Raw genomic sequence first — 13,109 nt, 5'->3', positions numbered from 1 at the left:
CCATACTCATCTCCCGTGTCTGTTCGCCCAGAGTAACATCCTGACGCTGGAAGTCCTTTCACGCTGGAGACCTCGATGATCGTGACCCTGGAGATGAATGGCCGAAATCGGCGGCAGGCGCTCGTCGTCGCCGGCCTGGTGGCCTGGGCTGCGGGCCTGTTGGTCTGGCTGGCCCCTGCGCTCTGGCTCCTACTGGGTCTGATCCCGTTCAGTTACTGGTGGGTGCGGCGGCGCTATCTCCGGCGGGTGACGGTGATGCAGCAACCCTTTCCAGACGAGTGGGAACGAATTCTTCGCACGCATGTCGCCTTCTTCGTGGCGTTGAACGATGCGGAGAAGACGCGATTCCGGCACCTGGTGCAGATTTTCCTCGACGAGATCCAGATTACGGGCATTCGCACGGAGGTAGATGAGACGATTCGGGTGCTGGTGGCGGCGAGTGCGGCGATCCCGATCTTCGGCTTCCACGACTGGGAATATCATCGACTGCGTGAGGTGCTGATCTACCCGGATGCCTTCGACGACGCCTACCAAAGCCATGGGGGGTCCGATGAGAACATTCTTGGGATGGTCGGGCTGCACCATTTGAGCGGAGTGATGATTCTCTCCAAGCCGGCGCTCCTGGCAGGGTTCGCCCATCAGGCCGGCACACAGAATGTGGGGGTGCATGAGTTTGCGCACCTGGTCGAGCAAGAGGCGAATGAGTATGGGCTCCCGCCGGAGGTGCCCTGGATGGTGGTCCGGCAATGGGTGCGCTACGTGGCTCGGGAACTGGCTCGCCCTTCGACGCATCGCGCCCACGTCAGTTCCTATGCCTACACGAACGAACACGAATACTTCGCCGTGCTGGCCGAGTATTTCTTCACCTCGCCGGAACTGTTGAAACGCCGGGATCCCGCCTTGTACGCCATGCTGCGCGGTATGTTTCACCAAGACACGGGGTCGCTGCTCCCGTTGGTACCCCCACGTCGCCAGGGGGTCAGCCGCAACGCGCCCTGTCCCTGCGGCAGCGGCAAGAAATACAAACATTGCTGCCTTGCAGGACCGGCGAAGCGCGGCTAGCTAGTTCATCTGGTCTATCCCGTCTATCTGGTTTGTTTGGTTGATCGGACTGGAATTTCATCCCGAAAAACCAGACAGACAAGCCCCTGCGCGCTGCGCGAGCACAGAAGATCATCAGCCTCCATCCCGCTCTCTATTCCGCGATCAGAAGGACGGCCAGGCCACCCTTCTCCACCTACGGCTTCTTCGTCTGAGGTGACTCGATTTGGGCTGTGTCTTTCAGCCGTTGGGCTAATGCACAGCAACAAGATGTAGTAACGGAGTCGTTTGGGTGGCAACCGCAATAGAAAGAGAGCCCGCTGAGGACAGGAGGTCGGACGTCGAACCGTGCGCTATAGTTACATGGTACGCGGAGACAAGATCATGGAACAGAAGAGTCATCTCGCCGCTCAGATCCCAATTCTTATGGTTAGCCTCTCATGTGTCTGCGCTATATTTCTGGGCCAGCGCTACATTGAAGGGCTAGAGCAACGCACGGTCTTAGTCGTGGACCAAAACAACGTGGCTCGATTCGATACCGAACATCAACAGCGCTATCGTTATTTCCGGGATCACCACGTCGTCACGGAGAAGGCCTTCCGCCAAGTGCTGACCGAATGGGAGCGAGAACGATTCAGTCAACCGCCTTTACATGAGCCTCCTGAGACAGCCCATTACAAACATCGCTTGCGAAGTCTCTAACACCTCGCCTGGCGACATCCCATTGGTCTGCACCGAGAACTCATAGAAACGAACAGCTATCAATGCTCCTTCCAAGCTTGCTAGTTACCTACCCCTCTCAACGGGGAAGGGTGGTCTGATCGTCTCCCACTGCGCGCGTCCAACGAGGGCCTTCTGAGGCCGCGCGTTGCGCGAGCACAGGAGACCGTCAGACTACCCTCACCCCTCCTCTACCGCCAACCATCCTGACCAGTCCCCCCTCCAAATCCTCCGAAGTTCCCCCCGAATCCCCCCTGCCCGGTTCCCCAATACTCGCCTTTTTGAATCCGTCTGTAGGGATGCCGGAGATCCGGACGGCTGATCCACCAGAAGAATGAGATAGCTCCGATGCTGGTAAAGAGGGTGATCCAGAAACCGACACCTTTGAAATGGGTCTTCGACAGCGTCCCGACCCTGATTTCTTGCGCCGGCGCGGCGAGCGAGACCACGGTGCGATAGAGCCCTTCGCCGAACTGACCCCGGTCGATGAACGGTTGCAGATGCTCATGTCCGACTTGATTCATCACCGTGGGGGTAATCACCGGCAACATCTGCCGGCCCAGCGTGATCGCGACTTGTCGGTCCTCCACCGATACCAGCACCATGACGCCATGCTCTTGTTGCGCGGACCCGATACCCCACTTGGCATAGATCGCCGTCGCATATTCGTTGATCGTCCCGAAAGGCTTGATGTTCGGGACCGTCACCACGACCATTTCCACGCCGGTCTTCCGCTCCAGATCTTGACAGACGGACCGGATGCGTTCTTTCCATTCCGCATTGACCACCTGGGCATGGTCGCTCACGTAACCTCGCGGTTCCGGCAATTGGACCTTGGGTCGATCGTAGGGCACCGCCTGAGCGGTCCCCGCCACGAGGACGAGGCAGCAAACGAGTACAATCCTAACGAACTTCGTCATCGTGGCCCCGGCTGCGGCAATTGTTCGACCGCACGCGTGAGTTGCGTCATGGTGTGTAAATACCGGTCGAAGAGGCGAGGCACTTCGTGCGGGCCGGGAGAAATCTGCCCGCGCTTGAGCAACAAGGCATCCAACAAACCATGCAGATCGAGATTCAACTGCTCGGCCACGTCCTTGATTACGGAGTCGGAATGAGAAAGGACTGGCCGCCCGAGGAGCCGCTGCACCCCGCGCAGCAATGGCAATGTCGCCGTAATCGAGAGCGGCAGCAAAATCGTGGTGGCATCGTCGGTCCCGCCCCCTTCGACATAGCGCTGACGCAGCCGGAATAGATTACTCGTCATGCCCTGAACGACGGCCTCTCGCAGCCGATCGGCCTTCACGTGAAAACCGATGAAGGGATCGCGCCCGCCCAATACGCGATGGTGCTCCTGGATTTCCAGAAACTCGAGCGGGAAGACCGCAGCCGACTGGTGCAGCTCCTCTTCCGTGAGAAAGAGAGGGACCACGATCTGTTCCTTGCTCCATTGACGGTGCAAGGCGCTGTACTTCTTGAGCACGGCGCTGTCGTACGACGACACGAGCAGCAGGATATTCAGATTGGAACGCCCCGGAAGAAATTCACCACGGACGGCGCTGCCATAGAGCAGCATGCCTTCCAACTGGTCCCCGAAGCAGCCTTTGACCTCCTTCACGTAGGTCTGCAGCAGCTGCTGGGTTTCGTCCGACAATCCTTCGATCACACGTTCAGTCATGCCCTATTCCTCATGAAGACTTCGGATGTGGAGATTGTCCATTCGCGCGAAAATCGGGAAGAAACCCCGCGGCGATCACGCGGTCGATCAGATCGAAGGGCGCAGTCGTCCGCAAGCCCGCTGTGGTCGAGAGGACCTGATACCGCAGCCGTTCGTTCCGATCCAAGGTCTGAAACACACGATCGCGCAGGAAAGCCACGACCGGATTGCCCGTATTCCAATAGAACACTTGCTGATCGGCCAACTGCTGCAACATCGTGACATGCGGCCGCCTGATCCGTTCAAACTCTTTCAGCCTGGCGGCTGAATAGTCCTTGTCGGCCAAACAGCCAGGCAAGAGATCGGACAGGGCCATGGCATCGACCATCGCCTGCATCCGTCCCTGCGAGGCATGGGGATTCATCGCATGGGCGGCATCGCCGATCAGGACTGCCCCATCCGCTACCCAGGTCGGCGTGCGTACCCGCCCGGTCGGCATGTAGGCGGTCTGGCTCCAATCGTTCAGACGCTTGAACAGTCCGGTGAACTGCGGCGCGATCTGGCTCCAGGCCTGCTGCAAGGAAGGAAGGCCCCGCTGCATCACGGCCTCCATTGAGCCGCTCGGGATCATGTAGAACAAATAGACTTTGTTCCCTGTCGCAGGAAAGAGACCCAAAATGGTCTTGTGCCCAACGTAGTAAAACGATTCGGAGATCGGCTCCTCCGATTCGAGAATCGCAATCAGATAGCCGTCGGGATAGCGATGCAGGTCGGCGGGAATCTGCAAGGCCTCGCGCACCTTGGAAAAGGCCCCATCGGCGCCGACGACGATCTTGGCGCGGATCGTGCTCGTGCCTTCCGGCCCTTGCGTGGTCAATCCCACCACCTTGTTTCCCTCGCGCAAGAGTCCGACGAAGGAGGTGCCATAACGAAGGGTCGCGCTCTGCTGCTGCTGCACCGCTGCAACGATGGCATGATGGGCCACGTTCGGCAGGGTGACGATGGCGCGATTGTACGGCTCTGGCAGGTCGTTGTAATCGATGCTACAGAGGCGCTTGCCTCCGGCCCGGCAGAAATGAAAGTGCCGCACGGATCGCGTGGCGTTGGCCGGTAAGGATTGCAGGACGCCCAGGCGATCGAGCACATGTTGTCCATTGGGTTGGAGAATTTCTCCCCGCAATCCCTGGGGTGGACCGGCAGCCTGATCCAGCACGACGGTACTGATCCCCTGCTTCGCCAACGCCAGGGCGAGGACCGCTCCACCGCCCCCAGCTCCTACCACCGCCACATCGGTCTGTTCAGTCGAGTCTGCCATGGTCTCAGTGGGCGTCCCAGGCCCGATACCTCGTGTGATCGTTCCACATCATCAGGAATTTCTCCCTGGCTTTTACGGAGATCGCACGATCGGTGATGATATCGAGCCGCTCATCGTTATAACGGTTGCCGCTGGTCGTATGGTTCATCGAGCCGGAGGCGTTCACCTCATCGTCGATCACGGCCTGCTTCAGATGCATCAACCCGTCGTGCTCGTTGACCAGAATAGGAATGTCGGCCAGATGCAACGTATGCAGCGCCGCGCGCTGCTTGACGTCCTCGGTGCGCTGCCGGTCGGTGATCAATCGCACATCGACGCCCCGCTTCTTCGCCGCGACCATCGCCTCCACGGCGCGAGGGGTGGTCAGCCCATAGACCGCCACGTAGAGATAACGTTTGGCCTGTCCGTAGAGCGCCGTCAGGCGATCGAGTGGCGCATCGTCCGGTGCATAGTAGACCTCCACCGTGGCCGCCCAGCCGGCCCCGACCGGAACCGTGAGCAGCAGGGCGACGAGAGCCAGCGACCGGATGATGGAGTGGGCAAGGCCTGCGCTCATAGATGACAATTGCAGGCTCCCAGTTAGTCGAGCTCAAACAACATTTTGAAATGTTCGTCCGTGGCCTCCCAGGCCTCGGGCGCCGTGGTAGAGAGCCATTGCTGCAGAAACTGCTTTTGGCCCGGCGTGAGCAACTGTTTGATCTGGTGTGTGCGGCCTTGGAGGGGTTGGAGAAATCCGACCCGCTTCTGAAAATCCAACGTGGCCGTGCGGACATACATGTTCGTAAAGATCGTCGGCTTTTCGTCTTCCCCCTCGCCTTGAATCCACACGGATAAAAACTTCTCTAACTCGAGTCCGGCGCTATCCATGGCGGGATCGGTATCGTGAAACAGCTCGTTTTCGGATTCTTTGAGCGGAATGGCCTCAGCGGACCGGAACATGAAATTGCGTTTCCACATGCAATCACGCCTCCAAAAGATGGCATAGTGGCGGCGGATCACAAACAAAGTCAAGCCACCAACCGGCCCATTTCGTTGCCTTGACAACGGCAAAGTCCGTTTGATAACGTGTTGAAATTGTTTAATCTCTGGGCCATATTAGGAGTCTTCATGCAGGTCAAAATCAATGGCAAGCCAGAAGAGATTTCAGGAGGAACGGTCCTCGACCTTCTCCAGACCAAAAAAATCGAACCGCAAATGGTTGCGGTCGAAGTCAACGACGCTGTGTTAGACCGGAATCTTCTCGCCACCACCAGCCTGAACGAGGGCGACCGAGTCGAGTTCTTGTTCTATATGGGAGGTGGCCGGTGACGATGCCGCTGCACAAGGATATTACCGAACTCATCGGGCGGACTCCCCTTGTCCGTCTGAACCGGCTCTCCCCTGCTGGCGGAGCGACGATCTACGGAAAGGTCGAGTTCTTTAATCCTGGCGGGAGCATCAAGGACCGGATCTGTCTCAACATGATCAACGAGGCGGAACGCCTGGGTCATTTGAAGCCCGGCGGCACGATCGTCGAGCCCACGAGTGGAAACACCGGGATCGGACTGGCATTGGTCGCCGCGGTCCGTGGGTATAAGTTGATTCTCGTCATGCCGGAGAGCATGAGCATGGAGCGGGCCAGTCTTTTGTCCTCCTACGGCGCACAGCTCGTCTTGACGCCGGCCTGGGAAGGGATGAAGGGCTCGATCCGCGAGGCGGAAAGTATCATCGCGCAAAATCCGTCGTACTATATGCCGGATCAGTTTTCCAATCCGGCGAATCCGGCGATGCATAAGAAGACCACCGCGCTCGAGATTCTGGATGCGCTCGAAGGAAAGATCGATGCCTTCGTCGCGGCGGTTGGCACCGGCGGCACGATTACCGGATGCGGAGAACTGTTCAAGGAACGGAATCGCGACGTGAAGGTGATCGCCGTGGAACCGGCCGGGTCGCCGGTCTTGTCGGGCGGAGAACCGGGGCCGCATAAGATTCAAGGTATCGGCGCAGGATTCATCCCGAAAGTGTTGAACCGGGCCATCATCGATCGGGTGATGACCGTGACCGACGACGAAGCCTATCAAACGGCCAAGCAGCTTTCGAAGAAAGAAGGTCTCCTGGTGGGAATCTCCGCGGGAGCCAATGTGTTCGCCGCACAGAAAGTCGCCCAGGAATTGGGACCGGGCAAGAACGTGGTCACGATCCTCTGCGATACCGGAGAACGGTATATCAGCATCGAGAAGTACTTTAATATTTAAGGACGCTGAAAATGGCTTCCACCTTCGTTCTCGGCTCAAGAAAATCCTCAACGTACCCCCGAGGGTACGCCTCCGGTTTTCTCTCGCCTGCGGCCTCGCTGGAAAACCATTTTGAGCATCCTTTTAGATTCACCAACTGAACATCATGGAATTTACTGAAGATCAGATAAGCCGCTACAGCCGCCATATCCTGCTACCGGAGGTCGGTGGCAAGGGGCAGAAGAAGATCGCCAAGGCCAAGATTCTCCTGGTCGGCGCGGGAGGCCTGGGGTCGCCCGTTGCCCTCTATTTGGCCGCGGCCGGAGTCGGCACGATCGGACTCATCGATAGCGACGTGGTAGATCTGACCAACTTGCAACGTCAGATTCTCCATCACACGTCGGATGTGGGCCGCCCGAAAGTCCTCTCGGGCAAGGAAAAAATTCAAGGCTTAAATCCCGACGTCCAGGTCTCGATGTACGAAGAGCGGCTCACCGCGGGCAATGCGTTAAAGATCATCAGCGAGTACGACGTCGTGATCGACGGGGTCGATAACTTTACCGCCAAGTTTCTGATCAACGACGCCTGCTTCTTTGCCGGGAAACCGTTGGTCCACGGCGGCATCCTCCGCTTCGATGGACGGGTGACGACCATTGTGCCGAAGCAGTCAGCCTGTTATCGTTGCGTGTTCAAGACGCCGCCGCCGGCCGGGCTGGTCGCCTCCTGCCAGGAAGCGGGCGTGATCGGCGTATTGGCCGGGATCATCGGCACGATCCAGGCAACGGAAGCGTTGAAACTGGTCTTAGGCATCGGACAGCCGTTGACGAACCGATTCCTGGACTTCGATGCACGCAAGACCCAGTTCCGAGAGATTAAGATAAAGCGAAATCCCGATTGCGCCCTCTGTGGTGCGCACCCGACGATTACCGAATTGTTCGACGACGGCGATCCTTTTGCCGGCTGTGCCGTCCGGCCGTAACCATTGACGCAGCGAGGTGGAGTCACCATGACCAAAATGAAAGCGCTAGTCTGCCGCGAGTGCGGAAAAGAATATCCGACCAAAGCGATTCACGTCTGCGAGATGTGCTTCGGTCCCCTCGAAGTGAAGTACAACTACGAGGAGATCAAAAAGAACATTTCCCGCAAGAAGATCCAGGACGGACCACTGAGCATCTGGCGATACGCCGATTTGCTGCCGGTGGAAGGGCCGACCTTCCTCGGCCCGCATGCCGGAATGACCCCGCTGGTGCGCGCCAAGAACCTTGGCGCCTACCTCGGATTGGACGAGCTCTATATTAAGAACGATACGGTGAATCATCCGACGCTCTCGTTCAAAGATCGCGTGGTCGCGGTCGCCATCACCAGGGCTCGCGAATTGGGATTTGAAACCATCGCCTGTGCCTCGACCGGCAATCTGGCGAATTCCGTCGCCGCCCATGCGGCTGCCGCTGGCATGCGCGCCTACGTGTTCATTCCCGGCGATTTAGAAGCCGCGAAGGTCCTGGGCAATTTGATCTATAAACCCAACGTGGTCGAGGTCGAAGGCAATTACGACGACGTCAACCGTCTCTGCAGCGAAATTGCCGGTGAATATGCCTGGGCCTTTGTGAATATCAACGTGCGGCCTTACTATGCGGAAGGCTCGAAGACGCTCGCCTATGAAACGGTGGAACAACTCGGCTGGCGCACGCCGGACCAAGTGGTCATCCCGATGGCCTCAGGCTCGCTCCTGACCAAGATCTGGAAGGGCCTCCATGAAATGAAAACCTTGGGACTCGTCGACGACGTGCGCACCAAGATCAACGGCGCGCAAGCCGAAGGTTGCTCCCCTATTTCGACGGCGTTCAAGGCGGGACGGGATTTCTTCAAACCGGTAAAGCCGAAAACCATCGCCAAGTCCCTGGCCATCGGCAACCCCGCAGACGGGTACTACGCCCTCAAGGCGACGGCCGAGAGCAAGGGCTCCATGGACATGGTGTCGGACGACGAAGTGGTGGAAGGCATCAAACTACTGGCGCAGACGGAAGGCATCTTCGCAGAAACGGCCGGCGGCGTGACGATCGGTGTGCTCCAAAAGCTGGTGAAACAAGGCACGATCAAGAAGGGCGACGTAACAGTCGCCTATATCACCGGCAACGGCTTGAAGACGCAGGAAGCGGTGATCGATGCGGTCGGCAAGCCTCACCGCATTCAGCCGAGTCTCGCAAGTTTCGAGAAAACCTTTAAGATGGGAAAGAACGGTGGTGGTGACGCATGATTAAAGTTCGCATTCCAACTCCACTCCGTCCCCTCACGAAGGGACAGGGCGAGGTCGACGCACAGGCGACGAGTATCACTGAGATGATCGACACCTTGAACACCGCGCATCCTGGGATCAAGGATCGTCTCTGCGACGACACGGGTGAGCTTCGCCGTTTCGTAAACATTTACGTCAACGAGGAAGACATCCGATTCCTCAAGGGCAAAGAGACCTCGCTCAAAGATGGCGACGAAGTCTCGATTGTGCCCGCCATTGCGGGAGGCTCATCATGCCAAGCATGAAAGTGCATGTGCGGTTTCCGGAAGATAAAATCAAAGAGCCCGTCATCTATCAGATCGGCCACGAGTTCAAGGTGGTCACCAACGTTCGGCGAGCGGACGTCCGTGAAACCACCGGTTGGATGGATCTCGAGCTGACCGGAGAGAGCGCAGAAATCGAGCGGGCAGTCGCAGGCCTTCGCAAGAAGGGCGTCATCGTCGACCCGATCGAATTGGATGTGGTTGAAGGGTAAGGGGTGCGAGGCAAGGGGCTAGAGAAAATCCTTCTCAAACCTCTCGCTCTAGCCGTTTACCTCTAGCCGAAAGCGAAGCATGGAACTCACCGAACAACAGATTCAACGATACAGCCGTCAGATTATTCTCAGCGAAGTCGGCGGCAAGGGCCAGATGAAGTTGAGCAAGGCGAAGGTCTTGCTCATCGGCGCCGGTGGACTCGGCTCGCCTGCAGGACTCTATCTTGCTGCCGCCGGAGTCGGCACCATCGGTCTAGTCGACGGCGATGTCGTCGATCTCTCGAATTTACAGCGGCAAATCATGCATTCCACGGCGACAGTAGGCATGCCGAAAGTGGAATCGGGCCGTAAGACCCTGTCGGCGATCAACCCTGAGATCACGATTAAGACCTATCACCAGAACGTCGACAGCGACAATATTCTTGCGCTGGTGTCCGAGTATGACATCGTGCTGGACGGGTCCGACAACTTTTCGACCAGATTTCTCGTGAACGATGCCTGCTTCTTTGCCAAAAAGACGCTGATCTCCGCCAGCATGTTCCGGTTCGAAGGCCAGCTGACGACGATCAAGCCCCATGCCGGCTATCCCTGCTATCGCTGTCTCTATCCAGAGCCACCGCCGGCTGGATTGGTTCCGAACTGCCAAGAGGCCGGTGTCTTAGGCGTCCTCGCCGGGACCATGGGTATTCTTCAAGCATCGGAAGCGATCAAAGAAATTCTCGGCATCGGGGAAACCATGGCCGATCGCCTGATGATTTACGATGCCCTCGAAATGAAATTCAGGAAGGTCCGCCGTCCCAAGGACCCGGCCTGCCCGCTCTGCGGCGAGAATCCGAAGATCAAAGATCTGAGTATGGACTATGTGGTCAGCTGCACCATTTAGCCTCAGGATGCTGAAAACGCCCGCCAGCTTTGTTCTCGCATCGTTCGGATCCTCAACGTACCCTGAGGGTACGCCTCGGACCCTCTCTCGCTGCGGCCTCGCTGGACAGACGTTTTGAGCATCCTGCGTAAGATTGGACTCAACTAGCGTGGCTGATCTCGTCATTCCTCAAACAATCCTCGACGACATGGTGGCCCATGCCAGGGAACTCGCCCCCTACGAATGCTGTGGTCTGCTGGCAGGAACCAACGGCGCCGTCACCCATATCTATCGGATCAAAAATATTGTGGCGAGCGAGGGAGCTGAAAAACTGTCTTCCTTCGATCCGGCCAAGGCTGCACATCTGGAACGGCTCTCCCCGGCTGAACGAGCCGAAATTGCCTTCGTAATGGATATGCAGGATTTTTCTACGGCAAAGAAGGATATTCGAAACAAAGGACTCGACCTACAAGTGGTCTACCACTCGCACCCTCACGACCCGGCGCGCCCTTCCATCACCGACATCAAGATTGCCACCGACTACGAAGAAATCTGGCCGAAGATCAACCTGCCAATCCCCGCCTATTTGATTCTCTCCCTCATGGAGAAGTCGAGGCCCGATATACGTTGTTACTGGATCAAGGGTGGGACGGTCTCAGCGGCGCACATCACGACCGCGAATTAAGCCTGGTTTGTTTGGTTACATGACCCGAAGAAACCAAACAAACTACATAAACCGGATAAACGAGATAAACCTCTTGAGAATTTCCAGTTTGTATCCCATCTGCCCCAATGCGATAATGCGCTCCTCATTGTCTTCATAAGAAGGAGTGCTCGTCATGCCCTATCTGCGTACGACTCTTCTCTCCGGATTGTTCGGTCTCATCCTGCTCGGCCTGATCGCGACTCCTGGCTTTGCCGAGGACAAGAGTTTCTATAGCCCTATCATCAGCGTCAACTTGGAAGAGCACAAGATATTGATCTCCACACTCGGGGCCGTTTTCTGGATCGATGTCCCCGATGCCGCCAAGCCGCACCTCGAGAAACTGCCGATCTCGGGCCTCGCAGATTTCGTGCTGGACATGAGAGAGAATGGGCAACCGCCCCTGCTTAAAAGCTGGAAGATAAAATCAGGGGAATCGACCTGCAAATACTTCGATGGAACGACCTGCAAGTAGTTTCGTTGTACGTAACGTGTCGTTCGTCGAGCGTAATAATATGCGAGAATGCTTAAGAAGCCAGAGATGATCTAGCGCGACATTCTGAGCTACTTCCGCAAATCTCAGGCGGGCGCTTTCAAGAACTCACCATGTCCCCGTGTATTTCCCCTTCAGACCTTCACCCGAACACTCTTCTGAATTTTCTCAAACGCTCCATCTAGAAACCAAAGGAAGCGGGCTGGGGGTCGAGTTAGGTTTTAATTACCGGTCATCGCCGCCGAGCCGAGTACTTGGAGCTGTGCATCATCGGACGTCGCAGTCGTAATCGTGAACAACATCTTTCGTGCCGCGTTTGGGAAAGCCCACTCGTACGAAATGGTATGGGTTGGACCATTGGCAGGAGTATGGGCACGCTCGTCTCTTACTGGCCGTGAAACCAGTGGAGCGGGCGAATTGCCGACTAGCGCCACAAACAACTGCTCTGCTTTCGCGGCATCGGCTCTCCGCGCATACACCGCACAAATATTTTTATCGCGGGGAAGAGCCAGGACGAAGGTTCCAGCTTTATCAGAAACCGGCCAGGCATCGCCCTGATTTCCAGCCAAGAAGTGAGCAGATTGCTCCGGAGCGAGCTTGGGCATATCTTTCAACTTCTCCCGAAGACTATCCAGGTTCGTGATGTTCTTCAGGCAGAGCGACGCATAGATCTTTGCGAACGCGTCAGCTTGATCTTCAGCCACGCCTGCGAAACAGGAATTGGATGCCACAACGACCAGGAACAGAGAGACGATAAACGTACGCATTGGTTCTCCTGATGAAGGCTCACGGTTGAGTACACGGACCTGCATCTTGGACCGGGATAAACTGACATCTATGGCACGTTCGGCCTAATTCTCAGGTGAACCACCATCTCCGTCAAGTGCTACCTAGGCAACAGCGTCTCAACATAATTCAATTGTTGGTGTCGGAAGATCGACTGGAAACCACGAGGCATTGCGACGTCATCAGTATCCAGCCAGTAGGAGACTAGCGCTATGAGGATGTTCAAAAAGCCCGTTCAGCAAGGCCGCAGCGAATGGGCAACTAAACTATGAAGCTGAAGTGCGAGCACTTTCCAGCTCACCGTTCAGCGTTTTCCAGCTGGCGGGATTTTTCAACAGCCTCATTCGGAGCTGCCGAGCATGTCGTCGATGAGGGGCCTGTTGATATCGGTGCACCCGAGACAGATCGAATCGAAGAGCGCTTCGTGGTCTGCAATAAAGTTCCTGGCGTCGGTTAACTTCTCTTCCATGACCTGGTCATAACAGGTATCGCAGAGCATCATCAGCCCGCGAGATACGGATACGGTTTTTCGTCCTGCGCTTCCGGCCATG

At 57.0% G+C, this 13,109-nt stretch carries 18 protein-coding genes; 11 read left to right on the top strand and 7 right to left on the bottom strand.

Translation table 11 applies throughout. The annotated features are described in order from the left end of the window. Positions 1 to 75 precede the first annotated feature (75 nt). Together Q7U76_10505 and Q7U76_10500 are read left to right on the top strand one after the other, a co-directional pair. Entirely contained in the window at positions 76 to 1,062 is a 987-nt protein-coding gene (locus Q7U76_10505) for a zinc-dependent peptidase (GenBank protein MDO8356808.1), read from the top strand. Between the two features lie 363 nt (positions 1,063 to 1,425). Continuing rightward, entirely contained in the window at positions 1,426 to 1,743 is a 318-nt protein-coding gene (locus tag Q7U76_10500; protein MDO8356807.1) for a hypothetical protein, read from the top strand. Positions 1,744 to 1,952: 209 nt separating this feature from the next. On the opposite strand, the gene Q7U76_10495 is transcribed toward Q7U76_10500, so the two are convergent. From Q7U76_10495 to Q7U76_10475, 5 genes are read right to left on the bottom strand one after another with little or no spacing between them, the layout of a single operon-like run. Then, positions 1,953 to 2,681 (bottom strand): TPM domain-containing protein, encoded by a 729-nt coding sequence (locus Q7U76_10495; GenBank protein ID MDO8356806.1) that lies wholly within the window; start codon positions 2,679 to 2,681, stop codon positions 1,953 to 1,955. Beyond that, complete coding sequence (locus Q7U76_10490; protein MDO8356805.1) at positions 2,678 to 3,436, bottom strand: hypothetical protein; 759 nt, start codon at positions 3,434 to 3,436, stop codon at positions 2,678 to 2,680. Before Q7U76_10490 ends, Q7U76_10495 begins: the two co-directional genes overlap by 4 nt. Before the next feature lie 10 nt (positions 3,437 to 3,446). After that, positions 3,447 to 4,730, bottom strand: coding sequence for an FAD-dependent monooxygenase (locus tag Q7U76_10485; protein ID MDO8356804.1), 1,284 nt, complete (start codon positions 4,728 to 4,730; stop codon positions 3,447 to 3,449). Positions 4,731 to 4,734: 4 nt separating this feature from the next. Beyond that, positions 4,735 to 5,286 carry a phospholipase D-like domain-containing protein gene (locus Q7U76_10480; GenBank protein ID MDO8356803.1) on the bottom strand — a complete coding sequence of 184 codons (552 nt, stop codon included), beginning with the start codon at positions 5,284 to 5,286 and terminating at the stop codon, positions 4,735 to 4,737. 23 nt (positions 5,287 to 5,309) lie between these two features. After that, positions 5,310 to 5,687: a hypothetical protein gene (locus Q7U76_10475; protein MDO8356802.1), complete on the bottom strand. Its 378-nt coding sequence runs from the start codon at positions 5,685 to 5,687 to the stop codon at positions 5,310 to 5,312. A gap of 150 nt (positions 5,688 to 5,837) precedes the next feature. Here Q7U76_10475 and thiS point away from each other — a divergent pair, with 150 nt between their 5' ends. From thiS to Q7U76_10430, 9 genes are all read left to right on the top strand, one after another. Continuing rightward, positions 5,838 to 6,038, top strand: coding sequence for a sulfur carrier protein ThiS (gene thiS / locus Q7U76_10470; protein MDO8356801.1), 201 nt, complete (start codon positions 5,838 to 5,840; stop codon positions 6,036 to 6,038). A gap of 2 nt (positions 6,039 to 6,040) precedes the next feature. Beyond that, positions 6,041 to 6,964 (top strand): cysteine synthase A, encoded by a 924-nt coding sequence (gene cysK, locus Q7U76_10465; GenBank protein MDO8356800.1) that lies wholly within the window; start codon positions 6,041 to 6,043, stop codon positions 6,962 to 6,964. 145 nt (positions 6,965 to 7,109) lie between these two features. Further along, positions 7,110 to 7,922, top strand: coding sequence for a molybdopterin-synthase adenylyltransferase MoeB (gene moeB, locus Q7U76_10460; protein ID MDO8356799.1), 813 nt, complete (start codon positions 7,110 to 7,112; stop codon positions 7,920 to 7,922). A 27-nt stretch (positions 7,923 to 7,949) separates the two neighbouring features. Beyond that, positions 7,950 to 9,200, top strand: coding sequence for a threonine synthase (gene thrC, locus Q7U76_10455; protein ID MDO8356798.1), 1,251 nt, complete (start codon positions 7,950 to 7,952; stop codon positions 9,198 to 9,200). After that, on the top strand, positions 9,197 to 9,484 hold the full coding sequence (locus Q7U76_10450; protein MDO8356797.1) for a MoaD/ThiS family protein: 288 nt from the start codon (positions 9,197 to 9,199) through the stop codon (positions 9,482 to 9,484). Before thrC ends, Q7U76_10450 begins: the two co-directional genes overlap by 4 nt. Continuing rightward, the gene (locus tag Q7U76_10445) at positions 9,472 to 9,714 is read left to right on the top strand and encodes an NIL domain-containing protein (protein MDO8356796.1); all 243 of its coding nucleotides are present in this window, start codon (positions 9,472 to 9,474) and stop codon (positions 9,712 to 9,714) included. Before Q7U76_10450 ends, Q7U76_10445 begins: the two co-directional genes overlap by 13 nt. A gap of 79 nt (positions 9,715 to 9,793) precedes the next feature. After that, positions 9,794 to 10,597 (top strand): molybdopterin-synthase adenylyltransferase MoeB, encoded by an 804-nt coding sequence (moeB, locus tag Q7U76_10440; protein ID MDO8356795.1) that lies wholly within the window; start codon positions 9,794 to 9,796, stop codon positions 10,595 to 10,597. A 148-nt stretch (positions 10,598 to 10,745) separates the two neighbouring features. Then, a complete protein-coding gene (locus Q7U76_10435) occupies positions 10,746 to 11,261 on the top strand; it encodes a M67 family metallopeptidase (GenBank protein ID MDO8356794.1) in 516 nt (171 codons plus the stop codon). Between the two features lie 154 nt (positions 11,262 to 11,415). Then, positions 11,416 to 11,754 (top strand): hypothetical protein, encoded by a 339-nt coding sequence (locus Q7U76_10430; protein ID MDO8356793.1) that lies wholly within the window; start codon positions 11,416 to 11,418, stop codon positions 11,752 to 11,754. Between the two features lie 239 nt (positions 11,755 to 11,993). On the opposite strand, the gene Q7U76_10425 is transcribed toward Q7U76_10430, so the two are convergent. Both Q7U76_10425 and Q7U76_10420 read right to left on the bottom strand, forming a co-directional pair. Beyond that, positions 11,994 to 12,539 (bottom strand): hypothetical protein, encoded by a 546-nt coding sequence (locus Q7U76_10425; protein ID MDO8356792.1) that lies wholly within the window; start codon positions 12,537 to 12,539, stop codon positions 11,994 to 11,996. A 359-nt stretch (positions 12,540 to 12,898) separates the two neighbouring features. Continuing rightward, on the bottom strand, positions 12,899 to 13,108 hold the full coding sequence (locus Q7U76_10420; protein MDO8356791.1) for a hypothetical protein: 210 nt from the start codon (positions 13,106 to 13,108) through the stop codon (positions 12,899 to 12,901). Position 13,109 lies beyond the last annotated feature (1 nt).

Source organism: Nitrospirota bacterium, from assembly GCA_030645475.1.
GTDB lineage: Bacteria > Nitrospirota > Nitrospiria > Nitrospirales > Nitrospiraceae > Palsa-1315.
Note: the sequence above shows the minus strand (reverse complement) of the source record. Positions and strands in the feature narration are given on the sequence as shown.

Coding starts and splice junctions, on each gene's coding strand:
- Q7U76_10505 (MDO8356808.1), top strand. CDS start 76: ATGATCGTGACCCTGGAGATGAATGGCCGAAATCGGCGGCAGGCGCTC.
- Q7U76_10500 (MDO8356807.1), top strand. CDS start 1,426: ATGGAACAGAAGAGTCATCTCGCCGCTCAGATCCCAATTCTTATGGTT.
- Q7U76_10495 (MDO8356806.1), bottom strand. CDS start 2,681: ATGACGAAGTTCGTTAGGATTGTACTCGTTTGCTGCCTCGTCCTCGTG.
- Q7U76_10490 (MDO8356805.1), bottom strand. CDS start 3,436: ATGACTGAACGTGTGATCGAAGGATTGTCGGACGAAACCCAGCAGCTG.
- Q7U76_10485 (MDO8356804.1), bottom strand. CDS start 4,730: ATGGCAGACTCGACTGAACAGACCGATGTGGCGGTGGTAGGAGCTGGG.
- Q7U76_10480 (MDO8356803.1), bottom strand. CDS start 5,286: ATGAGCGCAGGCCTTGCCCACTCCATCATCCGGTCGCTGGCTCTCGTC.
- Q7U76_10475 (MDO8356802.1), bottom strand. CDS start 5,687: ATGTGGAAACGCAATTTCATGTTCCGGTCCGCTGAGGCCATTCCGCTC.
- thiS (MDO8356801.1), top strand. CDS start 5,838: ATGCAGGTCAAAATCAATGGCAAGCCAGAAGAGATTTCAGGAGGAACG.
- cysK (MDO8356800.1), top strand. CDS start 6,041: ATGCCGCTGCACAAGGATATTACCGAACTCATCGGGCGGACTCCCCTT.
- moeB (MDO8356799.1), top strand. CDS start 7,110: ATGGAATTTACTGAAGATCAGATAAGCCGCTACAGCCGCCATATCCTG.
- thrC (MDO8356798.1), top strand. CDS start 7,950: ATGACCAAAATGAAAGCGCTAGTCTGCCGCGAGTGCGGAAAAGAATAT.
- Q7U76_10450 (MDO8356797.1), top strand. CDS start 9,197: ATGATTAAAGTTCGCATTCCAACTCCACTCCGTCCCCTCACGAAGGGA.
- Q7U76_10445 (MDO8356796.1), top strand. CDS start 9,472: ATGCCAAGCATGAAAGTGCATGTGCGGTTTCCGGAAGATAAAATCAAA.
- moeB (MDO8356795.1), top strand. CDS start 9,794: ATGGAACTCACCGAACAACAGATTCAACGATACAGCCGTCAGATTATT.
- Q7U76_10430 (MDO8356793.1), top strand. CDS start 11,416: ATGCCCTATCTGCGTACGACTCTTCTCTCCGGATTGTTCGGTCTCATC.
- Q7U76_10425 (MDO8356792.1), bottom strand. CDS start 12,539: ATGCGTACGTTTATCGTCTCTCTGTTCCTGGTCGTTGTGGCATCCAAT.
- Q7U76_10420 (MDO8356791.1), bottom strand. CDS start 13,108: ATGGCCGGAAGCGCAGGACGAAAAACCGTATCCGTATCTCGCGGGCTG.